This window comes from Streptomyces ficellus, assembly GCF_009739905.1.
Lineage (GTDB): Bacteria > Actinomycetota > Actinomycetes > Streptomycetales > Streptomycetaceae > Streptomyces > Streptomyces ficellus_A.
The window spans coordinates 1,181,100-1,206,201 of the sequence record NZ_CP034279.1; the positions used below are offsets into that span (position 1 = coordinate 1,181,100).

Genomic DNA, 25,102 nt, shown 5'->3' on the forward strand with positions numbered 1-25,102 from the left:
GGCTCGTAAGAGCTCGAACGGGCGACGCGGGAGCGAGGAGGGCGGGCGTGCCGGTGGAGGTCACGTGGTGGGGTCATGCCACTTGTACGGTGCAGGACTCGGGGGTGCGGGTGCTGACCGACCCGTTGTTCGCGCGCCGGCTCGCGCACCTGCGGCGGCGGCGCGGGGCGCTGCCGCCGCCGGCCGCGGCGCGCGCGGAAGCGGTGCTGATCTCGCACCTGCACTCCGACCACCTGCACGTCCCGTCGCTGGCGCGGCTCGCGCCGGGTACCCGGCTGATCGTGCCCCGGGGCGCGGCGCGGGCGGTGCCGGCGCTGCGGAGGCTGGGCGCGGTGGCCGGGCTGAGGATCACGGAGGTGGCCGCCGGGGACGAGGTGAAGGTGGCGGAGCTGGCCGTCCGGGCGGTGCCGGCGCGCCACGACGGGCGGCGGCTGCCGGTGGGACCGCATCGGTCCCCCGCGCTCGGGTATGTGATCAGCGGTGCGGCGCGCACCTACTTCGCCGGGGACACCGGCCTGTACGACGGGATGGCGGCGGCCGTGGGCGAGGTGGACGTGGCGCTGCTGCCGGTCGGCGGGTGGGGGCCGTTCCTGGGGCACGGGCACCTGGACGCGAGGCGGGCGGCGGAGGCGCTGGCCGCGCTGGCGCCGCGGGCGGCGGTGCCGGTGCACTACGGCACGTACTGGCCGATCGGCCTGGACGGGGTGCGGCCGCACGAGTTCCACGCGCCGGGTGACGAGTTCGCGCGGCACGCGGCGCGGCTGGCGCCAAGGGTGGCGGTGCACCGGCTGGGGCACGGCGAGAGCGTGCGGCCGGAGGTGTCGGAGTGATCCACGATCTGGTGGGTCAGTTGCCGACGGAGTCGACCCAGCAGGCGGTCGGCTACCCGGCGCTGTTCCTGCTGGTGGCTGCGGGGGCGCTGGTTCCGGTGGTGCCGACGGGGGCGATCGTCAGCTCGGCGGCTGTGGTGGCGGTGCATCAGACGACGCCGTTCGCGCTGCTGGTGGTGTTCCTGCTGGCGGCGAGCGCGGCGTTCGTGGGCGATGTGACGCTGTACTGGCTGGGCCGGCGCGGGGTGCGGTCGAAGAACGGTTCCCGCTGGCTGGAGCGGCTGCGCCGCCGCGCGTCGCCGGAGCACCTGGAGCAGGCGCAGGCGAAGCTGCGGGAGCACCGGGTGCCGGTGCTGGTGCTGTCCCGGCTGGTCCCGGCGGGCCGGATACCCGTGATGCTGGCGTGCCTGCTGGCGGAGATGCCGTTGCGCCGCTTCGCGCGCGGCAACCTTCCGGCGTGCGTGGCGTGGGCGCTGACGTACCAGCTGATCGGGATCCTGGGCGGTTCGCTGTTCGCCCGCCCGTGGCAGGGCGTGCTGGCGGCGGTCGTGCTGACGGTCCTGGTGGGCGCGGTGCCGTCGGTGTGGCGGCGGTGGCGGCACGCGTAGGCGGTGGGGTGCGTCCGGGCGGTGGGTTACGCGTGGAGGATCCGTGAGGCGCCGACGGGGAGGTCCCAGAGGCGGTCGCGGGGCAGGCCGGTCCGCTCCCAGGCGGCGTGGAGGCGGGTGAGGGGTTCCATGACGGGTTCGGCGGACAGGACGAAGGTGGCCCAGTGCATGGGGGCCATGACGTGGGCGCCGAGGTCCAGGAAGGCCTGGACGGCTTCTTCCGGGTCGGTGTGGACGTCGCGGAGCCACCAGCGGGGGGCGTAGGCGCCGATGGGCAGGAGCGCGAGGTCGATGCCGGGGAGGCGGCGGCCGATCTCCCGGAACCAGTGGCCGTAGCCGGTGTCGCCGGCGAAGTACACGCGGTGTCCATGGGCGTCGCGCACGACCCACCCGCCCCACAGGGAGCGGCAGGTGTCGGTGAGGGTGCGCTTGGACCAGTGGTGGGACGGGACGAAGTCGAAGCGGACGCCGCCCAGTTCGGTGTGCTCCCACCAGTCGAGTTCGGTGACGCGGGTGAAGCGGCGGCGCCGGAACCAGCGGCCGAGTCCGGCGGGGACGAGGACGGGGGTGTCGCGGGGCAGGCGTCTGATCGTGGGCGCGTCGAGGTGGTCGTAGTGGTTGTGGCTGATGACGACGGCGTCGACGGGCGGCAGGTCCTCCCAGCGGACGCCGACGGGGGTGATGCGGGCGGGGGTGCCGAGGATGCGGCGCGACCAGACGGGGTCGGTGAGGACGGTGAGCCCGCCGGCGCGGATGATCCAGCTGGCGTGTCCGGCCCAGGTGACGGCGACGCCGCCGGTGTCCACGGCGGGCATGGGCTCCGGTGCGAACGGCAGGTGGGGGATGTCGCGGAGGCCTTCGGCGGTCGGCCGCACCGCTCCCTCGCGCGCGAGCCGGGCCATGGCGCGCACGCCGGGGAGCGGGGCGGTGAGCCGGTCGGCGAAGGATCTGGGCCAGGTGCGGCCCCGGGTGCGGTCGAGTGGGTGCGGGGCGCCGTCGCCGGGGGGCCGGGTGCGCCCGGGGGGCCCGTCCGGGGCCGGGTTGCCGGGGGTCCGGTCCGCGGGGGTCCGGTCAGTGGGTGCCGTCCGTTCCGTCATGTGCCAGCTCCGTTCACCGTGGTTCGTGGAGTTCGTGGAACGCGGAGGCGAACCCGTCCAGCGCCCGCTCCACGGGGGGCGATGCCAGGGGGTCGGCGGCGCCGAGGGTCTCCGCGCGCTCCTCGGGGGTGGCGCCCAGCAGGGGCCAGGTCGCCAGGCGCACCCGCAGCGCGCCGAGCTCGTCGCCGAAGCGGTGCCCGCCGGGTACGAGGACGCCGAGCCGGTCGGTCAGGTACTCCTCCAGCTCCATGGAGTCGGTCACCCCGCGCTCGGCGAGCCGGCCGCGCAGCGGGCCGAGGTCGGCGTACAGGTGCCGTCCCGCGCGGGGCGGCAGCGACAGCGCTCCGGCGGTGAGGACCGCGTGGTGCGCGGCGGCGGCCACGCGCGCGTGCACGGCGGCAGCGGCGGCCGCGCGGGTGGTGACCGGTTCGGGCTCGCCGAGCGCGTAGGCGGCGGCCGCGGCGACCGGGGCGGCGACCTGCGCGCCGAGCGCGGTGAGCCGGTCGAGGGTGCGGGCGCGGCGGGCGGGGCCGGCTCCGGTGGCCGGGAAGCGGGCGAGGGCGGTGGGCCAGGCGGCGGGGGTGAGGGCGCCGGCGAGATCGCACAGGACGGTGACGTCGTCGGGGCACATCTCGGCCGGGCTGACGAGCACGGTGTCGTGCGGGTCGTGCAGGGTGTCCCGCCAGGTCTCGTCGCTGATGATGTGCAGGCCCTCGCCGACGGCCGCCTCGCAGGCCTCGCGGACGACCTCGGGCGGGGCGACCGTGGCGGTGGGGTCGTCGGCCACGGAGAGCAGGAGGAGCGTGGGGTGGCCGCCCTCGGCGCGTACCCGGCGCACGGTCTCCAGGAGCGCGAACGGATCGGGTACGCCGCCGCACTCGGCGGGCGTCGGTACGTGGTAGGCGGGCCGGCCCAGGAGCCGGGCCTGCGGGGTCCACCAGGCGGGGCAGGGGCGGGGCAGGAGGACGTCGCCGCCGTCGGCGGCCACCAGCGCGGAGAGCAGGGGCTGGGCGCCGGGCGCGACGGCGAGGTCCTCGGGGTGGCAGCGCAGTCCGCGCCGCCACCAGTAGCCGCAGGCCGCGTCGCGCAGGACCGGGCCGCCTCCGGGCGGTTCGGGTGCGGGGCGGCCGGCGGCGGCCGCGAGGACGGCGGTCAGTTCGGGCAGGACGGGCAGGCCGGTCTCCGGCGCGGGCGGCCCGTAGCGGACGGGGCCGCGCCCTCGCGTGTCCGGCTGCCGCATGCCCTCACCTCCGCCGCTGGGGTGGCCGCCGCTGGGTGGTCCGGGGACATGTGCCCAGCCCTACAGCCCTTTATACGGAGGTTCTTCGCACCCCGCCGCTCCGGAGCGGCCCGCCCGGGGGCGGGGTGCCCCCGGGCGGGCGGGCGCTAGGCGGCGACGTCCCGCATGATGTCCTCCCGCATCTGGGTGCAGCAGCGGCTGATCAGCCGGGAGACGTGCATCTGCGAGATGCCGAGGTCCTCGGCGATGCGGCTCTGCGTCATGTCGCGGAAGAACCGCATGTAGAGGATCTTCTGCTCGCGCTCCGGCAGGCTGCGCAGGCGCGGCTTGACCGACTCGCGGTCGATGACGATGTCGAGGGCCGGGTCGGGGCCGCCGAGCGCGTCGACGAGCGTGTAGCCGTCCTCGGTGCCGGGCAGCTCGGCGTCGAGGGAGAGGGCGGTGAAGCTGTCCAGGGCCTCCAGCCCGGCCATCGCCTCCTCCTCGGTCATGCCCGCCTTCTTGGCGATCTCGGACACGGTGGGAGCGCGGCCTCCGACCGAGTGCGAGAGTTCCTGGTAGGCGGCGCGGACACGGCCGCGCAGGTCCTGGACGCGACGCGGCACGTGGAGGGTCCACATGTGGTCGCGGAAGTGACGCTTGATCTCGCCGGTGATGGTGGGGACGGCGAAGCTCTCGAAGGCCGCGCCGCGCTCCGGGTCGTACCGGTCCACGGCCTTGACCAGACCGAGGGCGGCGACCTGCTTGAGGTCCTCCAGCGACTCGCCACGGTTCCGGAACCGGCCGGCGAGCCGGTCCGCCATGGGGAGCCAGGCACGGACGATGTCCTGTCGGACGGCTTCCCGTTCCTCGCCCTCGGGCAGGGTGGCCAGGCGCTGGAACGCGGCGGCCGTGTCGGGTGCGTCGTCGTGCGGATGCTTCGTGTGAGCGAGGGTTCGCATGATGCTTTTCAGCTCCCTGAACGGCGCTGACGGTTGGCTGTCACCCCGAGGAGAGCTCCTTTCCCCGGGCACAGGACACGCCCGGAACGGTTCGCCGCTCCCACGGACGTGCCTCCGGTCCGAAGCACGAGATGCGCCTGCCCGGGGCCGACCCCGGCAAACTCCTTCCTCCATGCTGGCCGCCTCCGCGCGTTTTCGCCCCTCGGGGGCGCGGTACCCGGGCCCGTACGGCCGGAACGCCCAGCGCGTTACCGGCCGGTAAGAGGCAGGCAGACGACGGGTGAGAGCCCAGGAGGACCGCTGATGAGCGAGGATGTGGCCGACCGGATACTCGCGCGGTTGCGCGACTGGAACGTCGAGTGCGTGTTCGGCTATCCGGGTGACGGGATCAACGGGCTGATCGCCGCCTGGGGGCGGGCCGAGAACCAGCCCCGTTTCATCCAGGCCCGGCACGAGGAGATGGCCGCGTTCCAGGCGGTCGGGTACGCCAAGTTCGGGAACCGCCTCGGTGTGTGCGTGGCGACCTCAGGGCCGGGCGCGATCCACCTGCTGAACGGCCTGTACGACGCGAAGCTCGACCACGTGCCGGTGGTGGCGATCGTGGGCCAGACCGCCCGCAGCGCGATGGGCGGCTCGTACCAGCAGGAAGTGGATCTCCACTCGCTGTTCAAGGACGTCGCCTCCGAGTTCATCGCCACGGTGAACGTCCCCGAGCAGCTGCCGAACGTCCTGGACCGGGCGATCCGCACCGCCTACGCGCGCCGCTGCCCGACGGTGGTGATCGTGCCGGGCGATGTGCAGGAGCTCGAATACACCCCGCCCACGCACGACTTCAAGATGGTGCCCTCCAGCCTGGACCGCAGCGCCTGGACCGCGTTCCCCGCCGACGACGCCCTGGAACGGGCCGCCGAGGTGCTCAACTCCGGCGAGAAGCCCGCCCTCCTGATCGGCCAGGGCGCGGCGGGGGCCCGCGCGGAGGTGGAGGAGGTCGCCGACCTGCTCGGCGCTGGGGTCGCCAAGGCTCTGCTCGGAAAGGACGCCCTCTCCGACGAACTGCCCTTCGTCACCGGGTCGATCGGCCTGCTGGGCACCCGCCCGTCGTGGGAGCTGATGCAGGGGTGCGACACGCTGCTGACGATCGGCTCCAGCTTCCCGTACAGCCAGTTCCTGCCGGAGTACGGGCAGGCCCGGGCGGTGCAGATCGACCTCGACCCGCACATGGCCGGCCTGCGCTACCCGTACGAGGTGAACCTCATCGGCGACGCGCGCGCCACACTGCGCCGGCTGATCCCGCTGTTGCGGCGGAACCGCAAGCGCGGGTGGCGGGAGAAGACCGAGAAGTCGGTGCGGCGCTGGGAGGAGGTCATGGCGCGCCGCGCGGCGGTGAGCAGCGACCTGGTGAACCCCGAGCACGTGGCGCGGGCCCTGTCGCCGCTGCTGCCGGACCGCACGCTGCTGACGTGTGACTCCGGTTCGGTCGCCAACTGGTACGCGCGGCACATCACGATGCGCGGCGACATGCGCGGCTCGCTGTCCGGGACGCTGGCGACGATGGGCTGCGGGGTGCCGTACGCGATCGGCGCCAAGTTCGCGCACCCGGACCGGCCGGTGGTGGCGCTCGTCGGCGACGGGGCGATGCAGATGAACGGGCTGGCCGAGCTGATCACGGCCGCGAAGTACCGGCACCAGTGGGACGACCCCCGGCTGGTGATCGGCGTGTGGAACAACCGGGACCTCAACCAGGTGACGTGGGAGCTGCGCGCCATGGGCGACGCCCCGTCGTTCCTGCCGTCGCAGGAGCTGCCGGACGTCCCGTACGCGCTGTTCGCCGAGTCGATCGGGCTGACGGGCCTGCGGGTGGAGAAGCCGGAGGACGTGGAGAGCGCCTGGCGGATGGCGCTCGCCGCGGACGGTCCGGCGGTCGTCGAGTTCGTCACTGACCCCTCCGTACCGCCGATCCCGCCGCACGCGACGTGGCAGCAGATGGAGTCGACCGTCGCCGCCCTCGCGAAGGGCGACGCCGACCGTGGCGCGGTGGTCCGGCAGGGGCTGAAGGCGAAGGTGCAGGAGTTCCTGCCGGGCCGGAAGGCGTGACGGAGGTCGTGACGGAAGTCGTGACGGTGCCCGCGGCGATCGCCGGGTTTGCCCCGGCCGCGCCGGGTACCCGCCCGGCGACCGCAAACGCAACACCGTGGAGGGCGCCATGCAGCGTGGCAGCGACCGGCTCAGCCGCCGTCAGGACGACGAGATGAAGCACCAGCTCAAGGGGCTGCTCAGGTCCGGCCACCCGACGAGGACCGAGGAGTGGCACGACCCGGAGCCGGTTGCCGAGGACGATCCGGAGCTCGCCCCGCCCCGGGTCCACACCGCCCCGTTCGAGGCACTGCGCCTGGAGCTGGGCCGGCACCTGGCCCGCACCCCGTTCCCGGCGCACCGGCGCGACCTGCTGCGGATCCTGCGGGAGCGGCACGCGCCCGACCCGCTCCTGGAGCGGGTGGCGGCACTGCCCGGCGACCACACCTACCGCAGCGTTCAGGACGTGGCCGTGGCGCTGGAGCGGCCCCCGCACCCGGCGTGACGTGGCACGACGGAACCGCTCGTCAGACGTCGACCCAGAAAGGAACCACTGTGCAGATCGCGTTTCTCGTGGCGCCCGAGGGCGTCGAACAGGTAGAGCTCACCGACCCGTGGCAGGCGGTGAAGGACGCCGGTGACACTCCCGTGCTCGTCTCGACGGAGCCGGGCGAGATCCAGGCGTTCCACCACCTCGACAAGGCCGACACCTTCCCCGTGGACCGGACCGTCGCCGACGCCTCGGCCGGGGACTACGGGGGCCTGGTCCTGCCCGGCGGTGTCGCCAACCCGGACTTCCTGCGGATGGACGAGAAGGCCGTCGCCTTCGTGCGGGACTTCTTCGAGGCGGGCAAGCCGGTGGCGTCGATCTGCCACGGACCGTGGACGCTGGTGGAGGCCGACGTGGTGCGCGGCCGTACGCTCACGTCCTGGCCGAGCCTGCGGACCGACATCCGCAACGCCGGTGGTGAGTGGGTGGACGAGCAGGTCAAGGTCTGCTCGGCGCGCCCCGCCACCCTGATCACCAGTCGCAAGCCGGACGACCTCAAGGCGTTCTGCGACGCGTTCACGGCGGAGTTCGCCAAGGTCTCGGGCGGCTGACCCCCGCCGGGGCTCCCCACCTGGTCCGGCTCCTCGTCCCGCGCGGCGGACGAGGAGCCTCGCCGTGCGTGCGACCGTCCTCGCCGGGCGTGCGACCGTCAGGCCCGGTCGGCCGGGTCGGGGAGTCCGCGACCCGGCCGGCGGCCCGTCAGGCCTCGCGGCCCACCATCGCCAGCAGCTTCGTCTGCTCGTCGGCGTCGTCCGGCACCTCCACCCGAGGGGCGAACAGGCCGCTGCCGGCCAGGCTGTCCGCGTACGGCGACACCTCCCGCACGGTGAAGGCGACCAGCTCCGGCGGCAGCCGCTCGTCCGCGCCGATCGCCCGGGACAGGTCCCAGGCGTGGACCACCAGGTCGGCGATCATCTGCGCGCAGTACGCGGTGGCCTGCGACGGGCCGGACGAGAGGTGCACCGTGCGGTCCAGGGCGCCCTTGTCCAGGAACGCCTCCCGCGACTCCACCGCCGCCCGGTCCCAGACGGCCACCGGGTCGTCGCCCAGGACGTCACCCTCGAAGGCGTCACCGATCTCCGCGAGGGTGCGCCGCTCGCGGACCAGCGGAACCACCCACAGCTGCTCGCCGGTGAGGTGGTTGACCAGGTCGCGGACCGACCAGTCGGTGCAGGGCGTCGGGGCGTCCCACTGGTCGGGGCGGACGGCGTGCACCCGCTCGCCGAAGAAGTCGAGCGCCTCGCCGTGCCGGGCGAGGAGGGTGCTGGGCACATGGGGGTTCGGCACCGCGGGTCACCTCCGGGGATCCACTGCTGTCGTCACCCGGTCCACTCTTCCCGGACCCGGGAGCGATCGCCAGGCGGGTGACCTGTGTGGCCCACGGGGCACCGGGTACACCGCCTCACCACCGGATCCCGGCCCCGGCCCTCCCCCGCCGGCCGGCGCAGCGGTGCGCTTGGGCGGGCGGCCGACGGGGTACGCGCGGGTCATGTCCGATTCCTCCGCCACGCAGCCCGTCGATACCGTCCGTGACCGGGTGACCACCCGGCTCAGCGCCTGGGACCGTGAGGTCTTCCACCGCGTCGCCACCCGGCACTGGCCCGGTGGCGACGCGGTGCTGCCCCGGCTGAGCCACGCGGCGAACCACGGACTGCTGTGGTTCGGCACGGCGGCCGGTATCGCCGTCCTCGGGCGCGGCGCCCGGTCGCGGCGGGCGGCGGTGCGCGGTGTGGCGTCCCTGGCGCTGGCGTCGGCGGCCATCAACACGATTGGCAAGCGGTCCGTGCGCCGGGCCCGGCCGGTGCGGGACGCCGTGCCGATGGTGCGGCAGCTGAAGAAGCAGCCGTTCACCACGTCGTTCCCGTCCGGGCACTCGGCCTCCGCCGCCGCCTTCGCGACGGGCGTGTTCCTGGAGTCCAGGGGCTGGGGCGCGGCCGTGGCGCCGGTCGCGGCCGCCGTGGCGCTGTCCCGCGTCTACACGGGCGTGCACTACCCGGGCGACGTCCTCGCCGGTGCGGCGCTCGGAGTGGGCGCCGCCTTCGCCGTGCGGGGGATCGTCCCGACCCGGTCGCAGCTGCCCGCCCCGGGCCGCCCGCACGCCGACGCGCCCGCGCTGCCGGGCGGCGCCGACCTGGTGGTCGTGGCCAACCGGGGGTCGGGCTCGGCGGACCAGGCCGCGCTGGTGCGGGACGCCCTGCCGCGCGCGGAGGTGCTGGAGTGCGAGCCGGAGGACGCGGGCCAGGCGATGGAGAAGGCCGCCGCGTCCGGGCGGTGCCGGGCGCTGGGCGTCCTGGGCGGCGACGGGACCGTCAACCGGGCCGCGGCGGTGGCCGCCCGGTACGGCCTGCCGCTCGCGGTGTTCCCGGGCGGCACGCTCAACCACTTCGCGTACGACCTCGGCATCGAGTCGGTGCACGACACGTGTCGCGCACTGGCGGAGGGCGACGCGGTCCGCGTCGACCTGGGCCGGTTCACGCCGGGCCCGGACGGCGCGGCGCACGGGTACTTCGTCAACACGTTCAGCCTCGGCGTGTACCCCGAGCTGGTGCGGCTGCGGGAACGCTGGTCGCCCCGGATCGGCGGCTGGCCCGCCGGGGTCCTCGCGGCCTGGAAGGTGCTGCGCGGTGAGCACCCGCTGGAGGCGGAGGTGCACGGCCGGCACCGGCCGATGTGGCTGCTGTTCGCCGGGAACTGCGTCTACCGGCGGATGGGGCCGACCCCGGGCCGCCGCCACGACCTCGCCGACGGTCTGCTGGACGTCCGGGTGGTGCACGGCGGCCGGCTGCCGGGGCTGCGGCTGCTGGCGGCGGCGCTCGCCGGACCGCTCAGCAAGTCGCCCGTGCACGCGGCCGAGAAGCTGCGCAAGGTGCGGGTCTCGGGCATCGCGCCGGGGACGTCGCTGGCGTTCGACGGTGAGGTGACGCAGGCGCCGCGGGAGCTGCTCGTCGACAAGGACGACGAGGCGCTGACGGTCTACCGCCCCCGGACCGGCCCCTGAGAGGCGCCCAGCGGCGTGTCCTGCGGCGCTCGGCGGCGCGTTCAGCGGCCGAGGGTGCCCACGTCCCCCATGACGATCACGGGCTTCTTCGCCGGGTCCAGGGCGATCAGCAGTTGCCGCAGGTCGTCCCGCTGGAGCGAGATGCAGGCGCGGGTGGGTCCGCCGTGGTCGACGTGGATCCACACGCCACCGCCCTTGCCGGCGCCGAGGGGGCGGACCTTGTTCAGCGGTGACGTGCCGGGGACCCGGTTGTAGTCGATGGCGACCACATGGTCGAAGGAGCCTTCGAGGGGTTCGCCGAGGAAGCCGGTGCCGGGCATGTTGAACTCCTCGCTCCGGTCGTACGGCAGCGCGGTTCCCGGGTCGGGCAGGCGGCCGCCGGCGTCCCCCAGGGCGAACACCCCGATGGGGGTGCGCAGGTCGCCGGCGACGTGGTGGGCCGTCCAGCCGCGCAGCGCGTTGTGGGCGGGCCAGGGCTGGCTGACGGCCTTCCACCCGGTCTTGGGGTCCCGTTCGTAGAGGACGGCCGTCGACTGGTGGGAGTGCGGCCCGTCGCCCTTGACGACGAGGGCCTGGGTGCTGGCGGCCGGGATACGCGAGCGGGTGGCGGGCCCGAGGCCGGGGATCTCGGCGGGTGCCGTCAGCACGGGTGCCCCGGGCGCCGGCCGGGTGGTCGCCGTGGTGCGTCCCGCCGCGGCCGGATCGTGGGCCGCCCGGGGGGCGGCGCATCCCGCGAGGAGGAGCCCGGCGCACACCGCGCCGGTGAGCACGCGGCGTCCTGCTGTGTTGACGACGGGCATGTCCGAGCCTTTCCCTCATCGCCGGCGGCCGTGCGGCGGTACTGGCGGCCACGGAGGTGATGATCGGCTGATCCGGTCGCCGGGGCGCGGGGTTCCGGGGGCGACGCGCGTGAAGTTCCCCCGGTCCCCGTAGCGGCGCCGTCGGGGGGCGGCGCCCTACAGCAGGGGGCCGAGCGGCCCGAGGTCGAGGTTGAGGTCCTCCGGTTCGAGCCCGAACCGGGTGCGCAGGAGGTCCATGCGGTCCTCCAGGAGCATCAGGGTCATCCCGATCCGCTCCTCCTGCTCCTCGGTGAGGTCGCCGCCCTCGACGCGGCGCAGGGCCTGGCGTTCCATCAGCTGCCGCAGCAGTTCCACGACGGTCAGGACGAGGCGGGCCAGGTCGCGCTCGACGGTGTCGGGGTCGAGTTCCACCTTGCGGCTCGACGCGGTCACGGGCGCACCTCCCCGCGCGGGTCCCAGGGCGAGGGGACGTCTTCGTTCACCGAGCTGATGAGGGCCTTGAGGTCGACGCGTACGAGGTCGACGTCGGCGATCCGCAGCGTGAGGTCGCCCGAGATGACCACGCCGCCGGCGAGCAGCCGGTCCAGCAGGTCGACCAGGGCGATGCGCCGCTCGGCGAGGGGTTCGACGACCGTCATCGGGCGGCCTCCCGCGGGGCCTCGTCCGCGATGCCGGCGAAGGAGTAGGGGGCCCAGGGCCCGGTGAGCTCGACGCGTACGCCCGGTTCGGAGACCGCTTCGACCAGCTGGACGAACTCCGGGCTGCGGGCGCGGTCCACCAGGTAGGCGGCGTTGAGCACGTTGACGCCCGGGGCGTTGGAAAGCCGGGTGTCCTGGGGGCGGTGGACGGTGCCGGCCTCGGCGTGGCGGGACAGTTCGCCGTGCAGCCGGCGGCTCAGGGCGTCGGCGCGCTGCCAGTCGCCCTCGCGGCTGCGGCGGGCGTTCAGCCGGCGGCGCAGGTAGTCCCGGCCGCTCGCGCCGGGTTCCGGCGCGGCGGGCTCGGCCTCTTCGGCGGCTCCGGGTTCCGCGTACACCTTGACGCCCCACTCGACCCGCCCGTCGAGCCGTGCGAGGGCCCGTACGAAGCGGTCGTGGCCGTCCTCCAGCAGGCGTCGTACGCCGCTGTCGTCCCGGCAGACGGTCGCGAGCCGTAGCGGGAGCGGGCAGGTCACGGTGGACAGGGCGGCGACGACGGCGTCGTGGGCGCGCGCGGTGGCGGCCAGCCAGTCCAGGTCCTCCAGCCGGGCGCGCAGCGGCGCCTCGTCGAACTCCCCGGCCGGGACGGCGCCGGTGACGGCGACCAGGTCGCCGTGGCGCAGCAGGTGGGGCGGTTCGCCGTCGATGCCGTGGGCGCCCTCGGGCAGGACGCCGTCGAAGGGGCGGGTGACGGCGTAGACGTAACGCAGCCGGTCGGTGCTCATGCGGTGCGTCCCTCCAGCTCGGCGATCCGGCGCTGTAGCTCGGCGTTCTCGCGGGCCAGTTCGCTGCCCCGGGCGCGGGAGGAGAGCGCCGGGTCGCTCTCCCACCAGTCGATGCCCATCTCCTTGGCGCGGTCGACGGAGGCGACGACGAGACGCAGCTTGATGGTCAGCAGCTCGATATCCAGCAGGTTGATCTTGATGTCGCCGGCGATGACGACGCCCTTGTCGAGGACGCGTTCCAGGATGTCGGCGAGGTTGGCGCTGCTTCCGTCCGAGGCGTACGGGCTGGGGGGCAGGCCGCCGGTGGGGCGTGGGGTGGTCATGTCGTTCTCGGGCCCTTCTCCAGGCGGTCGAGGAGCTCGTCCTCCCGGCGGTCGAATTCCTCTTCGTCGATCTCGCCCGCCTCCAGCCGTTCGTTGAGGCGGGCGAGTTCGCGTTGTACGGCGGCGGGGTCGTAGTACTGCCGCTCGGCCTCCGCCACCACCTGGCGCAGCACCCAGGCGGTGCCGCGCAGGGGCGCCGCCGGCAGGAGCAGCAGTTCTCCCAGCAGGCCCATGCTCGGTCCCTTCGTTCGTTCCCGCGCCGGTCCTCCCGGCGCCCTTCGTTCCCGGCGCCGTTCGTTCCCGCGCTGTCGGTGCGGTTCCTACTCGACGAAGCTGTACGGCGGCAGCGGCCCGTTCACCTGGACGACCAGGTGGGGGTGCGCCTGCTGCAGCTTGTCCACGGCGGCGACGAAGCCGTCGGCGCGGTCGCGCTCCACGAGGAACGAGATGTTTGCCAGCCAGGCGCCGCTCTCGGGGCCGGGGCGCAGGTCCGCGGCCTCGCTCTCCAGCGCCTGCTGGACGACGACCGCGTCGCTCGCCTCCCGCTGCTGGACCGCGGCGGCCACGCGCTCGCCGAGGGCGAGCTTCTGTTCGTAGGTGCCGCCGCCCGCCGCGCGGTTGGCCTCGCTGAGCGCCCGCAGTTCGGCGTTGTCGGCGAGCACCTGGTGCAGGACGGCTTCCTCGTCGTGGCTGGCCTTCACGTTGTACTCGACCTTGTCGTCGAGGGCGCGCAGCCGCTCCAGGTAGTGCTCCTCGCGTTCGCCGAGGACGGCGACGACCGCGTCGTCGTCGGGCGAGACGCCGCCGAACCGCATCGGCAGGACAGCGCCGGCCGCGCCGGCCTCCGCGAGGACGTTCTGGTGGGCCATCAGGTCCCGCCGCTTGGGCCTGAGGTCGTCGGGCGCGTCGCTGACGAGCACCGCGAGCGCGCCGTGCTTGAGGACGCGGACGGGCTGTGGTGGGTCGCCGATGCCGCCCATCTTCTCGGGGAGTCCGGGGTGTGAGCTCCGCGCGATTCCGTAGACGTACGTGCTCACTCCTGCTCCTCCTTCTTGCGGGACGACGACGAGCGGCTGGTGGAGCGGCTGGTCGAGCTGTCGGACGAGCCCTTGAGGGCGTCCGAGATGGTTTCGGCCGCGCCGGACAGGGCGCCCTTGGACTTGCCGCGGGCGCCGGACTCGGTCATCTCACCGACCAGGTCGGGCAGTCCGGGGTTCTTGCGGGGGCCGGCCTCGAGGTCGAGGCGGTTACAGGCTTCGGCGAAGCGGAGATAGGTGTCGACGCTGGCGACGACGACCCGGACGTCGATCTTCAGAATCTCGATGCCGACCAGGGACACGCGGACGAACGCGTCGATGACGAGTCCGCGGTCCAGGACGAGTTCGAGGACGTCGTACAGGCCACTGCTGCCGCCGCCGCTCTGCTGTGCCGGAACTACGGTCATGGTGGGGTGCCTCCCTCCCCTAGGAACGGTCCGACCTGCCGCGCTCGTAGCGGCGGATCCTCCGGTAGCCACTGAGCTCGCCGTTCGCGTCGAGTTCGACCTCGTACGAGGCGAGCAGGCTCATCGTGTCGGGGACACGGGCCAGTTCGAGCACCTCGACGTGCAGACTCCAGCCGTCCTCGGTACGTTCGAAGGACGACACCGACTCGGCTTCCATACCGGTGAGTTCGGCGAGCTGTGCGCATGCCCCCCGCAGTACCTGCATGGGGCCGGGCGACTGTTCCTTGGGCTGTTGTTGTGCCCGGGCGCTGTTCGCCCGGGCGCTGGTGTTCTTCTCGGTGTTCTCTGATGTGTTCGCCATGAGTGCCTCGCTCTTCGGATTGCCGTGACTCGGGCCCGCAAACCCTTGGCCTGTGGTCGGTGCGGTTCAGCGCAGTGCGTCGAGGCGCCGGCGGGCCGGGCCGAGGGCGCGCGGGCGGGCCGCGGCACCGTCCCAGGGCGCGCTGCGGGCCTGTTCCAGCACGGTGGCGACGGTCCAGCGGCGGGCGTGGGTCTCCGGCTCGTCCAGCTGGTCCCAGCGCATCGGTGTGGCCACGGGGGCGCCGGGCCTGGCGCGTACGGAGTACGGGGCGACGGCGGTCTGGGCGTAGCCGTTGCGCTGGACGTCCAGGTAGAGGCGGTCGCCGCGGGCCTGTTTGCGTGCCGCGGTGGTGAGTTCGCCGGGGTGGGCGGCGGCGAGGGCCTCGGCGACGTCCCGGGCGAAGGCCCGTACGTCGTCGAACTCGCTGTGCCCGTCGAGCGGAACGATGACGTGCAGGCCCTTGGAGCCGGTGGTCATCAGGTGGGAGGGCAGCTTGAGGGCGTCGAGGAGTTCGCCGAGGAGGTGGGCCGCGCGGCGCACGGCGTCGAAGTCGTCCTCGGGGGGATCGAGGTCGAACACCATGCGGTCGGGCCACTGGAGCCGGTCGGCCTTCGACTGCCAGCGGTGCAGGGTGACGCAGGCCTGGTCGGCGAGGTGGACGAGAGTGGCGGTGTCGTCGCACACGGTGTGGGTGACGGTGCCGCCCTCCTTGGCGACCTCGACGCGGTGCACCCAGTCGGGGTAACTGTCGGGCGTGTCCTTCTGCATGAACCGGGGTCCGGTGATGCCGTCGGGATGCCGTTCGAGCATCAGGGGCCGGCCGCGCAGGTGCGGCAGCATGAAGGGCGCGACGGAACGGTAGTAGTCGGCGAGGTCCGCCTTGGTGATCCCGTCGCCGGGGAAGAGGACCTTGTCGGGGCGGTGGACGTCGACGGTCCGGCGGCCGGCTCGTACGGCCCTGGTGCTGCTCGTACTCATCGTGTGCGCGTACCCGGGCGGACCGCGGCTACACGCCGGGAATCCCGTTGCGCGGCGGGGTCGCGGGGCCCGACGATCCGGGCATGAGTGTGTTCCTGCGGACGTCCAGGCTGGTGCTGCGCACGGTCACGGAGGACGACCTGGACGAGGTGGTGGCGCTCGACAACGACCCCCTGGTCATGCGGTACCTCAACGGCGGTCGTCCGGTGTCGCGCGAGGAGGTGCGGTCGGGGTCGCTGCGGCGCCTGAGGGGGCCGGGGTTCTGGGCGGCGGAGGCGCGCGGGCCACAGGGACCGCCGGGGGGCGGTTCGCTGGGCGGGTCGCCGGGCGGGTGGCTGGGCTGGTTCTCGCTGGACCCGCTGGACGGGGCGGGGACGGTGGAGCTGGGCTACCGGCTGCGCCGGTCGGCGTGGGGCCGGGGGTACGCGACGGAGGGCTCCCTCGCCCTGATCGACCAGGGGTTTCGCGAGCTAAGTGTGCGGCGGGTGACCGCGACGACGATGACGGTCAACGCGGGGTCGCGGCGCGTGATGGAGAAGTGCGGGCTGCGCCACGTGCGGACGTTCTTCGAGGAGTGGCCCGACGTGATCGGGGGATCGGAGCACGGGGACGTGGAGTACGCCCTGACCCGGGAGGAGTGGCTCGCCGGGCAGGGGTGACGCGTACCGGTCCGGACTGACGGGGACGGGGAGGCGCCCCGGGCCCGTGCGCCCGTGGGGGCGTACGGGCCCGGGGCGGCCGGGCGTGCGCGGTGGCGTGCCCGGTGCTCAGGGCGCCACTACCTGCTCCACCAGCAGTTGTACGGCCGCCACGATCGCCTCGGCGTCGATGCCGGCCTTGCGCAGCTGCTCCTCCGGGGTCGCCGACGCGGGCATGTTCCGCACCGCGAGGCGCGCCATGCGGGGTGCCGGGCGGCCGTCGGAGAAGGCCTCGGCGACCGCGTCGCCCAGGCCGCCCTCCGGGTGGTGGTCCTCGACGGTGAGGAGGCATCCGGTGGCGCGGGCCGCGTCGTTCAGCGTGTCGGTGTCCACCGGCTTCACCGAGTACAGGTCGATCACCCGCACCGGGATGCCGTGGCCGGCGAGCAGGTCGGCGGCCTTGAGCGCCTCGTGCACCGTGACCCCGGCCGCGACGATCGTCGCCCGGTCGTCGTCGCCGTGGGTGCGCAGCACCTTGCTGCCGCCGACGGGGAACGTCTCGTCGGGCCCGTACAGGACGGGCATGTCGCCGCGTGAGGTGCGCAGGTAGCGGACGCCCTTGAGGTCGGCCATGGTGGCCACCAGCCGGGCGGTCTGGTTGGCGTCGCACGGGTGGAGCACGGTGCTGCCGTGCACCGAGCGGACCATGGCGAGGTCCTCCAGGCCCATCTGGGAGGGCCCGTCCTGGCCGATGGCGACGCCCGCGTGCGATCCGATCAGGTTGATCCCGGCGCGGCTGACGGCCGCCATGCGGATGAAGTCGTGCGCCCGGGTGAGGAAGGCGGCGAAGGTCGACGCGTACGGCACGTAGCCGCGCGTCTGCAGTCCGACGGCGGCGGCGACCAGCTGCTGTTCGGCGATGTAGCACTCGAAGTACCGGTCGGGGTGGGCCTTGGCGAAGAACTCGGTGCGGGTCGAGTCGCTGACTTCGGCGTCCAGCGCGACGACGTCCGCGCGTGCCGAGCCGAGCGCCTCCAGGGCGTGGCCGTAGGCGGTGCGGGTGGCGACCGAGTCGCCGATGTCGAAGCGCGGCAGCTGGGCCGCGGGCGGCTCGCCGTCGCCGGTGCCGGCCGTCGCGCGGCCGGTCACCTCGGGCGGCCGCTGGACGTCGACGTGCAGGGAGCGCCGGCCGCCCAGTTCGTCGACGGCGGCCTCGGCGTCCTTGACGGGCTTGCCGTGGAACCCCTCCAGGTCCTCGACGGCGGCGACGCCCCGGCCCTTGCGGGTGGCGGCGATGATCGCCGTGGGCTGCCGGATCGTGGAGCGGGCCTCGGCGAGCGCCCGGTCGACGGCTTCGACGTCGTGGCCGTCGACCTCGATGGTGTGCCAGCCGAAGGCGTGCAGCCGCCGTTCGTAGGCGGCCAGGTCGTGTTCGTGGCGGGTGGGGCCGCGCTGCCCGAGCCGGTTGACGTCGATGATCAGGGTGAGGTTGTCGAGGTGGTTGTACGCGGCGTGCTCGGCGGCCTCCCACACGGAGCCCTCCGCCATCTCGCTGTCGCCGGACAGGACGTAGACGCGGTAGGGGGCCTCGTCGAGGCGCTTGCCTGCGAGGGCGATGCCGACGCCGACGGGCAGGCCCTGCCCGAGGGAGCCGGTGGCGACGTCCACCCAAGGGAGCCGGGGCGTGGGGTGCCCTTCGAGGCGGCTGCCGAGCTCGCGGAAGGTGAGCAGTTCGTCGTCGTCGACCGCGCCGGCGGCCTTGTACATGGCGTACAGCAGCGGCGAGGCGTGTCCCTTGGAGAGGACGAGCCGGTCGTTGCCGGGGTGTTCGGGACGGTCGAAGTCGAACCGCAGGTGGTGGGCGAGGAGGACGGCGCCGATGTCGGCCGCCGACATGGACGAGGTGGGGTGGCCCGAGCCGGCGGCGTCGGCGGCGCGTACGGCGTCGACGCGCAACTGCTGGGCCAGGGCGGTCAGTTCTTCGTGGTGCATGTCACTCCTTGCCGTGTGCCGGGCCGGATTCGCCGCCGTCCGCCGCGCCGGTGCGGCCGGTCCCGCCGCCGGGTCCGGCGGGGATGCGGGCCAGTTCGGGCGAGGCGGTGTCCAGGGGGACCTGCCAGGAGCGCAGCAGGCCAAGCTGGACGGCCTGGCGGGGCAGGGCGGCGTCCAGCAGCCAGTCTGCGGCCACCCGCACCCGGTTGCCGGGCATGGCGGCCAGGTGGTAGCCGCGGGTCACCGCTCCGGCGACCGGCCCGGACAGCTTCACGCCCATCGGGTTGGCGGCCGCCTTGACCCCGCCGAGGTCGACGGCGAAACCCATGTCGTGGTGCCGGTACGGGACGGCGTCGCCGTACCCGAGGGACGCGGCGACGTTGCGGGCGGCGACCTTGCCCTGCCGGGACGCGTGCTGCGCCGTCATGGGCGTGAACTCGCCGGGCCGGGTCAGGTCCGGTACGGCCGCGGCGTCGCCGCACGCGAAGACGTCGGGGTGGCCGGGGACGCCGAGCTGCGGGGACACGACGAGGCGGCCGCGCTCGACGGGCAGGCCCAGCTCGGAGACGAGCGGGTCGGGGCGCACGCCTACGCACCAGATCAGCGACCGGGTCTCGACGAACTCGCCGTCGTCCAGGAGGACTCCGTCGGCCGTGGACTCCTTGACGGAGGTCTTGGTGCGCACGTCCACGCCCCGGCTGCGGAGCACCTCGTCGGCGGTGCGGGACAGCTTCTCGTCGAGCCCCGGCAGGACGCGGTCGGCGACGTCGAGGAGCATCCAGCGGGGCCGTACGCCGCGGGGCCAGGACGGCCGGTGGCGGACGAGGGAGTCGGTGAACATCTTGCCGTGCGCGGCCAGTTCCGTACCGGTGTAGCCGGCGCCGACGACCACGAAGGTGCAGCGCGAGGTGCACTCGGCGGGGTTTCCGGCCGCCGACGCCAGTTCGATCTGGCGGGTGATGTGGTCGCGCAGGTAGAGCGCCTCGGGCAGGCCGCGGAAGCCGGTGGCGTTCTCGGCGACGCCGGGGATGGGCAGCAGCTTGCTGACGCTGCCGACGGCGAGGACCAGCCGGTCGTAGGTGAGGGTGCCCTCGGTGCCCTCGGGGTCGGTGTAGTGGACGGCGCGCCCGTCGAGGTCGACGTGGTCGGCCTGGCCGAGCACCAGCCGTACGTGGCGGAGGGTGCCGGGCAGGGAGACGGTGATCCGGCGCGCCTCCAGCACTCCGGCGGTGACCTGGGGCAGCAGCGGCAGGTAGAGGAAGTAGTCGGTGGGGTTCAGCAGCACGATCTCGGCGCGGCCGCGCAGGCTGCGGGAGAGGTGGCGGGCGGTCTGGTACCCGGCGAAGCCGGCGCCGACGATCACGACGCGCGGCAGGGCGCGGGAGCCGTCGGGTTGGTGGCCGGCGCGGCCGGAGGGGCCCGGGAACGGGCCGGACGGGCTGACGGACGGGGTCACAGGGCCTCCAGCGTCATGTCTGCGTGCGTGCACAGCCGCGTGATGCGGGCCGACCTTCCCGGTGCCCCGCACCCTGCCCGCCAAACGCGGCATTACGGTCATGGGCGCGGCGGGCGGCGCTGAGGACGAGCCCTCACTCGTCCCACATTCCAAGATCGGCGTATCACCATGCGACACGACGGCGTACGGTGGCGGGCACGGAACCACCACCCCGGCGACCTGAGGGAGTACGGCCATGGCCGACGCTGTCTACACGCACGGACACCACGAGTCGGTGCTGCGCTCGCACCGCTGGCGCACGGCCGCAAATTCCGCGGCCTACCTGGTGGGCGCCCTGCGGCCGGGCATGGACGTGCTGGACGTGGGGTGCGGGCCCGGCACGATCACGGCCGACCTGGCCGGGCTGGTCGCCCCGGGCGGCCGGGTGACGGCGGTCGACGCGGAGGCCGGCGTACTGGAACAGGCCCGCGCCACGGCACGCGAACGGGGCGTGGAGAACGTCCGGTTCGCGGTCGCCGACGTCCACGCCCTGGACTTCCCCGACGACTCCTTCGACGTCGTCCACGCCCACCAGGTGCTCCAGCACGTGGGCGACCCGGTGGCGGCGCTGCGCGAGATGCGGCGCGTGTGCCGCCCCGGCGGGGTCGTCGCCGCACGGGACGGCGACTACGCGGCGTTCACCTGGTACCCGGAGGTCCCGGCGCTGGACGCGTGGCTGGACCTGTACCGGCGGGTGGCGCGCGCCAACGGGGGCGAGCCGGACGCGGGCCGCCGCCTGCTGTCCTGGGCGCGGCGGGCGGGCTTCACGGACGTCACGGCCACCGCCGGCACCTGGTTGTTCGCCACCCCTGAGGAGCGCGCCTGGTGGAGCGGGCTGTGGGCGGACCGGACGACGGCTTCGGGGTACGCGGCGCTCGCCGTCGACGGCGGACACGCCACCAGGCGGGAGCTGGCGTCGATCGCCGAGGGCTGGCGGGAGTGGGGGCGGCGGGACGACGGCTGGTTCCTGGTGCCGCACGGGGAGGTGCTGTGCCGGGTGTGACGCGTCAACTACCCTCGCCCGTATGGAGATCCTCGGCACCACGCTGCGCGTCTGCGTCGACGACCTGGAGACCTCGGTGGTCTTCTACGAACGGCTCACCGGCAGCCCCGCGCTCCGCTTCGAGCGCGGCGGCGTGTCGGTGGCGGCCATCGGCTGCTTCCTGCTGATGAGCGGTCCGGAGTCGGAGCTGGAGATCCTGCGCAAGGTGGCGGCGACGATCGCGGTCGAGGACGTGGACGCCGCCCACACGACCCTCACCGAGGCGGGCGCGAAGGTGCTGGCGGGCCCGGTGCCCACGCCCGCGGGCCGCAATCTGATCGCGGTCCACCCGGACGGCTCGGTCTTCGAGTACGTCGACCAGCGCCGCTGACGCGTCCGCCCCGCGCCGACCGCACCCCGCCCGCCCACGGCGACCGACCTTAAGTCCGATATGATTACTTGAGTGCTTGATATCGCTTATGTCGGTTATGGCAGTAGGTGAGTGACGACGATGCCTTCGGAGCGGCAGGACGACGGGCCACGGCGCAGAGCCCGCGACGACGCGGAGCGCCGCCCCCGCCGGTTGTCGGCCCCGAAGGCCATGCGCTCCGCCGCCGAGCAATTGCAGGAGCTGCTCGGCAGGCCACCGGAGTCGATTTCCGCGCTCCGGCCCACCGATGACGGGTGGGAGGCCGAGGTGGAGGTGCTCGAGCTCGAGCGCATCCCGGAGACGACCAGCGTGCTGGCCAGCTACCGGGTGACGCTCGATGCGGAAGGCGAACTCATGGCGTACGAACGGATCCGGCGCTACACGCGCGGGCAGATCGACAAGCGCGCCTGAGAACCGGATCCGGGCCGTGCGAGCAGGCGGTCCGTGAGAGGAGGCACCATGACGGTGGTGCCGCAAGGAGGCGGGGGGCCCGTCGCACGAGGCGGAGGAGGCGGCGGGTCCTCGTCATCGCTGTACGACGTCCTGGAACTGATCCTCGACCGCGGGCTGGTCATCGACGTCTTCGTCCGGGTGTCCCTGGTGGGCATCGAGATCCTCAAGGTCGACGCCCGCATCGTGGTGGCCAGTGTGGACACCTACCTGCGCTTCGCCGAGGCGTGCAACCGCCTCGACCTCGAAAGCGGGCGCAAGGCTCCCACCCAGCTCCCCGAACTCGTCGGTGAGATGACCGAGGGCGGGGCGCGGGGCAAGAGCAAGGGGGCGCTCACCGGAGCCGTGGAGGCCTTCTCCGACTCGTTCCGCAAGGGACGCGGCGACGAGGACGAGGACGAACCGGAGGAAGAACCGGAACCGGTCCGGGAGCGGGAGAGGTCACGCCCGCGCCGTCCCTCCCGTCGCAGGGAAGAGCGGGAAGAGTGAGCCATGGCGGTCTATGTGTACGCGATCACGCCGGCGGGCCACCCGCTGGGCCTGGACGGTGTCACGGGCGTCGGCGAGCCGCCGGAACCGTTGCGGGTCGTGACGGAGGGCGACCTCGCCGCCGTCGTCAGTGACGCCCCGGAGAACCTGCGGGCCAAGCGCCGCGACGTCCTCGCGCACCAGACGGTCCTCCAGGAACTCCTCGGCCAGGGTGGCGTCCTGCCTCTGCGCTTCGGCGCGCTCGCGCCCGACGACCAGGCCGTGTGCGACGCCCTGAGGGACCGCGCCGACAACTACCGGGAGCGGCTCACGGCCCTCGACGGCTGCGCGGAGTTCCACCTGAAGGCGTCGTGCGAGGAGGACGTCCTGCTGAGCGACGTCCTGCGGGAGTCCGAGGACGCACGGCGCATGAACGAGGAGATCCGCAGTGGCCAGGGCGGCCAGGACCTCAAGATTTCCCTGGGTGAACTGGTGGCCACCGAGATCACCGCCCGCCGCGAGGCCCTGGCCTCCGGCGTGACGGAGGCGCTGAGCCCGCTGGCGCGCGAGCTGCGGGTGTCGGAGGCCGCCGGTGACGACTTCATCAGCACGTCCTTCCTCGTCGAGCGGGCCCGGCAGAACGCCTTCCTGGAGCGGGAGGCGGAACTCGTCGGCGAGTACGGGGAGGACTTCGACTTCCGGCTGCACGGGCCACTGCCGCCCTACAGCTTCGTCTAGGCGGTGTACGGATCATGGGGCTCTTCACCCAGCTGGTCACCCTCCCCCTCGCGCCCGTCCGGGGAGTCGGATGGGTCGTACAGAGAGTCACCGAGGCCGCGGAGGAGGAGTACTACGACTCCCGCCCCGTGGTGAAGGCGCTCGCCGACCTGGAACAGGAACTGACATCCGGACGGATCGACCAGGAGACCTTCGACCGTCGCGAGGACGAGTTGCTGGACCGGCTCGAGGAGATCCAGCGCTTCTGGGACGACCGCGAACCATGACGTGCGAGGAGGACTGCCCCCGATGAACAACGCCACGACCGGAGCGGCGCTGCTGAGCGGCTATGTGCTGGGCCGGACCAAGAAGGGCAAGCTCGCCATCGCCGTGGCGACGTGGATGCTCCGGAAGAAGATCAACCCCAAGGACATCGCCTCCGCGGTCACCGGGTCGCCGGCCCTGGACGCGCTCGGCGACCGGATACGCCACGACCTGGTCGCGGCCGGCAAGACGGCCGCCACCACCGCTGTCGCCGCCCGTGCGGACCGGCTGGCCGACTCCCTGCACGAGAGGACCGCCGCCCTGCACGAGGACCTTCCCGAGGGGCGCGACGAGGACGACGAGGACACGGGAGAGGAAGCCCCGGAGGACGAGGAGGCCCCGGAGGACGCGGAGGTCGATGAGGACGAAGAGGACGAAGAGGCCGAGGAGGAGCCTCCGGAGGAGCGGAAGGCGAGCGCGCGCACCCCGTCGAAGCGCACGTCCAGCGGTACGGCGTCCAAGAGCACGTCGTCCAAGGGCACGGCGTCCAAGAGCGCCTCCTCCAGGAGCACGTCGTCCAAGAGCGCCCCGTCCAAGAGCGCCTCCTCCAAGAGCGCGTCCAAGAGCCCGTCCAAGGCGACACAGACCAAGTCGGCGCAGTCGAAGGCGACGCAGTCGAAGGCGAGCCGGTCCGGGAGCGGTGGAGGCGGCTCGGCACCGGCGAAGAAGACGTCCGCGTCGGCACGGCGTGAGGGGCGTGACACCGGCACGGCGAGGAGGTCACGGTCATGACCGACGGCAACGACGGCAACGGCGCCAAGGGCGCCAAGGGCGCCAAGGGCACGGACGCGGCAGCAGGCCCGGGTGACCGGCTCAAGGACGAGCTGCGGGCGTACCTGGAGGCCCGGGCCGACCGTGCGGTCACCGGCCTGGGCGAGCGTCTCGGCGAAGCGACCAAGCAGCTGGGCGACCCGGGCAATTCCCTGGGCAACGTCCTCGGCACGCTCTCCAAGGGCGGGGAAGCCCTGAGCAAGGGCAAGTCGCCCGGCGGGGCGGCGGCGTCCATGGCGCTGTCGCACGTGGCCGGCGGGGTGAAGGACAAGGTGTCCGGCCTGGTCGGCAAGATCACCGGGAAGGGCGGCAAGAGCGGCAAGGGCGAGACCCGCGGCAAGAGCGTCGTGATCATCGAGGACATCGACGTCGGGGTCCCCGTACGCCAGGCGTACGACCAGTGGACGCAGTTCCAGGAGTTCGGGCGCTTCGCCAAGGGCGTGGTGAACGTCGAGCAGTCGGACGAGGTGACCAGCAACTGGCAGGCCAAGGTCGCCAAGTCCAACCGCAGCTGGCAGGCGAAGACCCTCGAACAGATCCCGGACGAGCGGATCGTCTGGTCCTCCGAGGGCGCCAAGGGCACCACCAAGGGTGCCGTGACCTTCCACCCCCTGGGCGACAACCTCACCAAGGTGCTGCTGGTCCTGGAGTACTTCCCCAAGGGGCTCTTCGAGAAGACCGGCAACATCTGGCGCGCGCAGGGCCGGCGGGCACGCCTGGACCTGAAGCTCTTCCGCAAGTTCGTCACCATGCAGGGCGAGCCCGCCGAGGGCTGGCGCGGCGAGATCCGCGACGGCGAGGTGGTCCGCGACCACGACGAGGCCGTGGAGGAGGAGGAACGGGACAAGGAGAGGGACGAGGACGAGGACGAGAACGGCGAGTACGAGGACGACGACCGGGAGTACGAGGACGAAGCGGACGAGGACGAGGACGAGGAGTACGAGGACGGGGACGAGGAGGACGAGGACCGGGGCCGCGCCTCCGGCCGGGGGCGCCGCGACCCGTACCGGGACGACGACGAGGCGTACGAGCGGGAGCTGGAGGAGGACGGCGAGGACGACTGGGAGGACGACGACGAGACCCGGGACGACGACGACTGGGACGACGCCGAGGACGAAGGGACCTACGAAGAGGAACGCCCACGCCGCCGGGCCGGAACCCGGCGCTGACCG

At 73.6% G+C, this 25,102-nt stretch carries 31 protein-coding genes; 15 read left to right on the forward strand and 16 right to left on the reverse strand.

Annotated elements, in window-relative coordinates; genetic code table 11:
• Positions 1-47 precede the first annotated feature (47 nt).
• Positions 48-830, forward strand: a complete 783-nt coding sequence (locus EIZ62_RS05125; protein WP_156691522.1) for an MBL fold metallo-hydrolase — start codon at positions 48-50, stop codon at positions 828-830.
• Entirely contained in the window at positions 827-1,438 is a 612-nt protein-coding gene (locus EIZ62_RS05130) for a DedA family protein (protein ID WP_156691523.1), read from the forward strand. The genes EIZ62_RS05125 and EIZ62_RS05130 overlap by 4 nt, the downstream gene beginning before the upstream one ends.
• A 26-nt stretch (positions 1,439-1,464) precedes the next feature.
• On the opposite strand, the gene EIZ62_RS05135 is transcribed toward EIZ62_RS05130, so the two are convergent.
• From EIZ62_RS05135 to EIZ62_RS05145, 3 genes are all read right to left on the reverse strand, one after another.
• Complete coding sequence (locus EIZ62_RS05135; RefSeq protein WP_156691524.1) at positions 1,465-2,535, reverse strand: MBL fold metallo-hydrolase; 1,071 nt, start codon at positions 2,533-2,535, stop codon at positions 1,465-1,467.
• Positions 2,536-2,548: 13 nt separating this feature from the next.
• Complete coding sequence (locus EIZ62_RS05140) at positions 2,549-3,775, reverse strand: aminotransferase class I/II-fold pyridoxal phosphate-dependent enzyme (protein ID WP_156691525.1); 1,227 nt, start codon at positions 3,773-3,775, stop codon at positions 2,549-2,551.
• A 146-nt stretch (positions 3,776-3,921) separates the two neighbouring features.
• Positions 3,922-4,716 (reverse strand): RNA polymerase sigma factor SigF, encoded by a 795-nt coding sequence (locus EIZ62_RS05145; RefSeq protein ID WP_156691526.1) that lies wholly within the window; start codon positions 4,714-4,716, stop codon positions 3,922-3,924.
• A gap of 303 nt (positions 4,717-5,019) precedes the next feature.
• Between EIZ62_RS05145 and EIZ62_RS05150 the strand changes: the two genes are divergently transcribed.
• From EIZ62_RS05150 to EIZ62_RS05160, 3 genes are all read left to right on the forward strand, one after another.
• The gene (locus EIZ62_RS05150; protein ID WP_156691527.1) at positions 5,020-6,810 is read left to right on the forward strand and encodes a thiamine pyrophosphate-requiring protein; all 1,791 of its coding nucleotides are present in this window, start codon (positions 5,020-5,022) and stop codon (positions 6,808-6,810) included.
• A gap of 109 nt (positions 6,811-6,919) precedes the next feature.
• A complete protein-coding gene (locus EIZ62_RS05155) occupies positions 6,920-7,294 on the forward strand; it encodes a DUF2795 domain-containing protein (protein WP_156691528.1) in 375 nt (124 codons plus the stop codon).
• Positions 7,295-7,344: 50 nt separating this feature from the next.
• Positions 7,345-7,890: a type 1 glutamine amidotransferase domain-containing protein gene (locus EIZ62_RS05160; protein ID WP_156691529.1), complete on the forward strand. Its 546-nt coding sequence runs from the start codon at positions 7,345-7,347 to the stop codon at positions 7,888-7,890.
• A gap of 148 nt (positions 7,891-8,038) precedes the next feature.
• On the opposite strand, the gene EIZ62_RS05165 is transcribed toward EIZ62_RS05160, so the two are convergent.
• Complete coding sequence (locus EIZ62_RS05165; RefSeq protein WP_244375470.1) at positions 8,039-8,626, reverse strand: TIGR03086 family metal-binding protein; 588 nt, start codon at positions 8,624-8,626, stop codon at positions 8,039-8,041.
• A gap of 202 nt (positions 8,627-8,828) precedes the next feature.
• Here EIZ62_RS05165 and EIZ62_RS05170 point away from each other — a divergent pair, with 202 nt between their 5' ends.
• A complete protein-coding gene (locus EIZ62_RS05170; protein ID WP_156691530.1) occupies positions 8,829-10,337 on the forward strand; it encodes a bifunctional phosphatase PAP2/diacylglycerol kinase family protein in 1,509 nt (502 codons plus the stop codon).
• A 41-nt stretch (positions 10,338-10,378) separates the two neighbouring features.
• On the opposite strand, the gene EIZ62_RS05175 is transcribed toward EIZ62_RS05170, so the two are convergent.
• The 10 genes from EIZ62_RS05175 to ligD form a co-directional block, all read right to left on the reverse strand.
• On the reverse strand, positions 10,379-11,137 hold the full coding sequence (locus tag EIZ62_RS05175; RefSeq protein WP_156691531.1) for a hypothetical protein: 759 nt from the start codon (positions 11,135-11,137) through the stop codon (positions 10,379-10,381).
• A gap of 156 nt (positions 11,138-11,293) precedes the next feature.
• On the reverse strand, positions 11,294-11,569 hold the full coding sequence (locus tag EIZ62_RS05180) for a gas vesicle protein K (protein WP_156691532.1): 276 nt from the start codon (positions 11,567-11,569) through the stop codon (positions 11,294-11,296).
• Positions 11,566-11,775 (reverse strand): gas vesicle protein, encoded by a 210-nt coding sequence (locus tag EIZ62_RS32915; protein ID WP_156691533.1) that lies wholly within the window; start codon positions 11,773-11,775, stop codon positions 11,566-11,568. The genes EIZ62_RS05180 and EIZ62_RS32915 overlap by 4 nt, the downstream gene beginning before the upstream one ends.
• Positions 11,772-12,557 (reverse strand): GvpL/GvpF family gas vesicle protein, encoded by a 786-nt coding sequence (locus tag EIZ62_RS05190; protein ID WP_156691534.1) that lies wholly within the window; start codon positions 12,555-12,557, stop codon positions 11,772-11,774. Before EIZ62_RS05190 ends, EIZ62_RS32915 begins: the two co-directional genes overlap by 4 nt.
• Positions 12,554-12,880: a gas vesicle protein gene (locus EIZ62_RS05195; protein WP_156691535.1), complete on the reverse strand. Its 327-nt coding sequence runs from the start codon at positions 12,878-12,880 to the stop codon at positions 12,554-12,556. Before EIZ62_RS05195 ends, EIZ62_RS05190 begins: the two co-directional genes overlap by 4 nt.
• Positions 12,877-13,113, reverse strand: a complete 237-nt coding sequence (locus EIZ62_RS05200) for a gas vesicle protein GvpG (protein ID WP_156691536.1) — start codon at positions 13,111-13,113, stop codon at positions 12,877-12,879. The genes EIZ62_RS05195 and EIZ62_RS05200 overlap by 4 nt, the downstream gene beginning before the upstream one ends.
• A gap of 87 nt (positions 13,114-13,200) precedes the next feature.
• Entirely contained in the window at positions 13,201-13,917 is a 717-nt protein-coding gene (locus tag EIZ62_RS05205; RefSeq protein WP_156691537.1) for a GvpL/GvpF family gas vesicle protein, read from the reverse strand.
• Positions 13,914-14,324: a gas vesicle structural protein GvpA gene (locus EIZ62_RS05210; RefSeq protein ID WP_156691538.1), complete on the reverse strand. Its 411-nt coding sequence runs from the start codon at positions 14,322-14,324 to the stop codon at positions 13,914-13,916. Before EIZ62_RS05210 ends, EIZ62_RS05205 begins: the two co-directional genes overlap by 4 nt.
• A 19-nt stretch (positions 14,325-14,343) precedes the next feature.
• Positions 14,344-14,685, reverse strand: coding sequence for a gas vesicle protein GvpO (locus tag EIZ62_RS05215; RefSeq protein ID WP_156691539.1), 342 nt, complete (start codon positions 14,683-14,685; stop codon positions 14,344-14,346).
• A gap of 66 nt (positions 14,686-14,751) precedes the next feature.
• Complete coding sequence (gene ligD, locus EIZ62_RS05220; RefSeq protein WP_156691540.1) at positions 14,752-15,663, reverse strand: non-homologous end-joining DNA ligase; 912 nt, start codon at positions 15,661-15,663, stop codon at positions 14,752-14,754.
• Positions 15,664-15,746: 83 nt separating this feature from the next.
• On the opposite strand from ligD, the gene EIZ62_RS05225 reads away from it, so the two are divergent.
• Positions 15,747-16,322, forward strand: coding sequence for a GNAT family N-acetyltransferase (locus tag EIZ62_RS05225; protein WP_156691541.1), 576 nt, complete (start codon positions 15,747-15,749; stop codon positions 16,320-16,322).
• A 108-nt stretch (positions 16,323-16,430) separates the two neighbouring features.
• Here EIZ62_RS05225 and EIZ62_RS05230 read toward each other — a convergent pair whose 3' ends face one another.
• Both EIZ62_RS05230 and EIZ62_RS05235 read right to left on the reverse strand, forming a co-directional pair.
• Positions 16,431-18,293 carry a transketolase gene (locus EIZ62_RS05230; RefSeq protein WP_156691542.1) on the reverse strand — a complete coding sequence of 621 codons (1,863 nt, stop codon included), beginning with the start codon at positions 18,291-18,293 and terminating at the stop codon, positions 16,431-16,433.
• Position 18,294: 1 nt separating this feature from the next.
• The gene (locus EIZ62_RS05235) at positions 18,295-19,656 is read right to left on the reverse strand and encodes an NAD(P)/FAD-dependent oxidoreductase (protein WP_244376122.1); all 1,362 of its coding nucleotides are present in this window, start codon (positions 19,654-19,656) and stop codon (positions 18,295-18,297) included.
• Positions 19,657-19,984: 328 nt separating this feature from the next.
• On the opposite strand from EIZ62_RS05235, the gene EIZ62_RS05240 reads away from it, so the two are divergent.
• From EIZ62_RS05240 to EIZ62_RS05275, 8 genes are all read left to right on the forward strand, one after another.
• Complete coding sequence (locus EIZ62_RS05240) at positions 19,985-20,791, forward strand: methyltransferase domain-containing protein (RefSeq protein ID WP_156691544.1); 807 nt, start codon at positions 19,985-19,987, stop codon at positions 20,789-20,791.
• Between the two features lie 22 nt (positions 20,792-20,813).
• Positions 20,814-21,161: a VOC family protein gene (locus EIZ62_RS05245; RefSeq protein WP_156691545.1), complete on the forward strand. Its 348-nt coding sequence runs from the start codon at positions 20,814-20,816 to the stop codon at positions 21,159-21,161.
• A gap of 120 nt (positions 21,162-21,281) precedes the next feature.
• Positions 21,282-21,611 carry a gas vesicle protein GvpO gene (locus EIZ62_RS05250; RefSeq protein ID WP_156696218.1) on the forward strand — a complete coding sequence of 110 codons (330 nt, stop codon included), beginning with the start codon at positions 21,282-21,284 and terminating at the stop codon, positions 21,609-21,611.
• Between the two features lie 48 nt (positions 21,612-21,659).
• Positions 21,660-22,139 (forward strand): gas vesicle structural protein GvpA, encoded by a 480-nt coding sequence (locus tag EIZ62_RS05255; RefSeq protein WP_208827774.1) that lies wholly within the window; start codon positions 21,660-21,662, stop codon positions 22,137-22,139.
• A gap of 3 nt (positions 22,140-22,142) precedes the next feature.
• Positions 22,143-22,856, forward strand: coding sequence for a GvpL/GvpF family gas vesicle protein (locus tag EIZ62_RS05260; protein ID WP_156691546.1), 714 nt, complete (start codon positions 22,143-22,145; stop codon positions 22,854-22,856).
• A gap of 14 nt (positions 22,857-22,870) precedes the next feature.
• Complete coding sequence (locus tag EIZ62_RS05265; RefSeq protein ID WP_156691547.1) at positions 22,871-23,122, forward strand: gas vesicle protein GvpG; 252 nt, start codon at positions 22,871-22,873, stop codon at positions 23,120-23,122.
• Positions 23,123-23,144: 22 nt separating this feature from the next.
• Entirely contained in the window at positions 23,145-23,891 is a 747-nt protein-coding gene (locus EIZ62_RS05270) for a hypothetical protein (protein WP_156691548.1), read from the forward strand.
• Positions 23,888-25,099, forward strand: a complete 1,212-nt coding sequence (locus EIZ62_RS05275; protein ID WP_156691549.1) for an SRPBCC family protein — start codon at positions 23,888-23,890, stop codon at positions 25,097-25,099. The genes EIZ62_RS05270 and EIZ62_RS05275 overlap by 4 nt, the downstream gene beginning before the upstream one ends.
• The last annotated feature ends 3 nt before the right edge of the window (positions 25,100-25,102 follow it).

Coding starts and splice junctions, on each gene's coding strand:
- EIZ62_RS05240 (WP_156691544.1), top strand. CDS start 19,985: ATGGCCGACGCTGTCTACACGCACGGACACCACGAGTCGGTGCTGCGC.
- EIZ62_RS05245 (WP_156691545.1), top strand. CDS start 20,814: ATGGAGATCCTCGGCACCACGCTGCGCGTCTGCGTCGACGACCTGGAG.
- EIZ62_RS05250 (WP_156696218.1), top strand. CDS start 21,282: ATGCCTTCGGAGCGGCAGGACGACGGGCCACGGCGCAGAGCCCGCGAC.
- EIZ62_RS05265 (WP_156691547.1), top strand. CDS start 22,871: ATGGGGCTCTTCACCCAGCTGGTCACCCTCCCCCTCGCGCCCGTCCGG.
- EIZ62_RS05215 (WP_156691539.1), bottom strand. CDS start 14,685: ATGGCGAACACATCAGAGAACACCGAGAAGAACACCAGCGCCCGGGCG.
- EIZ62_RS05145 (WP_156691526.1), bottom strand. CDS start 4,716: ATGCGAACCCTCGCTCACACGAAGCATCCGCACGACGACGCACCCGAC.
- EIZ62_RS05175 (WP_156691531.1), bottom strand. CDS start 11,137: ATGCCCGTCGTCAACACAGCAGGACGCCGCGTGCTCACCGGCGCGGTG.
- EIZ62_RS05155 (WP_156691528.1), top strand. CDS start 6,920: ATGCAGCGTGGCAGCGACCGGCTCAGCCGCCGTCAGGACGACGAGATG.
- EIZ62_RS05200 (WP_156691536.1), bottom strand. CDS start 13,113: ATGGGCCTGCTGGGAGAACTGCTGCTCCTGCCGGCGGCGCCCCTGCGC.
- EIZ62_RS05210 (WP_156691538.1), bottom strand. CDS start 14,324: ATGACCGTAGTTCCGGCACAGCAGAGCGGCGGCGGCAGCAGTGGCCTG.
- EIZ62_RS05190 (WP_156691534.1), bottom strand. CDS start 12,557: ATGAGCACCGACCGGCTGCGTTACGTCTACGCCGTCACCCGCCCCTTC.
- EIZ62_RS05275 (WP_156691549.1), top strand. CDS start 23,888: ATGACCGACGGCAACGACGGCAACGGCGCCAAGGGCGCCAAGGGCGCC.
- EIZ62_RS05195 (WP_156691535.1), bottom strand. CDS start 12,880: ATGACCACCCCACGCCCCACCGGCGGCCTGCCCCCCAGCCCGTACGCC.
- EIZ62_RS05135 (WP_156691524.1), bottom strand. CDS start 2,535: ATGACGGAACGGACGGCACCCACTGACCGGACCCCCGCGGACCGGACC.
- EIZ62_RS05170 (WP_156691530.1), top strand. CDS start 8,829: ATGTCCGATTCCTCCGCCACGCAGCCCGTCGATACCGTCCGTGACCGG.
- EIZ62_RS05230 (WP_156691542.1), bottom strand. CDS start 18,293: ATGCACCACGAAGAACTGACCGCCCTGGCCCAGCAGTTGCGCGTCGAC.
- ligD (WP_156691540.1), bottom strand. CDS start 15,663: ATGAGTACGAGCAGCACCAGGGCCGTACGAGCCGGCCGCCGGACCGTC.
- EIZ62_RS05260 (WP_156691546.1), top strand. CDS start 22,143: ATGGCGGTCTATGTGTACGCGATCACGCCGGCGGGCCACCCGCTGGGC.
- EIZ62_RS05270 (WP_156691548.1), top strand. CDS start 23,145: ATGAACAACGCCACGACCGGAGCGGCGCTGCTGAGCGGCTATGTGCTG.
- EIZ62_RS05140 (WP_156691525.1), bottom strand. CDS start 3,775: ATGCGGCAGCCGGACACGCGAGGGCGCGGCCCCGTCCGCTACGGGCCG.
- EIZ62_RS05255 (WP_208827774.1), top strand. CDS start 21,660: ATGACGGTGGTGCCGCAAGGAGGCGGGGGGCCCGTCGCACGAGGCGGA.
- EIZ62_RS32915 (WP_156691533.1), bottom strand. CDS start 11,775: ATGACGGTCGTCGAACCCCTCGCCGAGCGGCGCATCGCCCTGGTCGAC.
- EIZ62_RS05150 (WP_156691527.1), top strand. CDS start 5,020: ATGAGCGAGGATGTGGCCGACCGGATACTCGCGCGGTTGCGCGACTGG.
- EIZ62_RS05225 (WP_156691541.1), top strand. CDS start 15,747: ATGAGTGTGTTCCTGCGGACGTCCAGGCTGGTGCTGCGCACGGTCACG.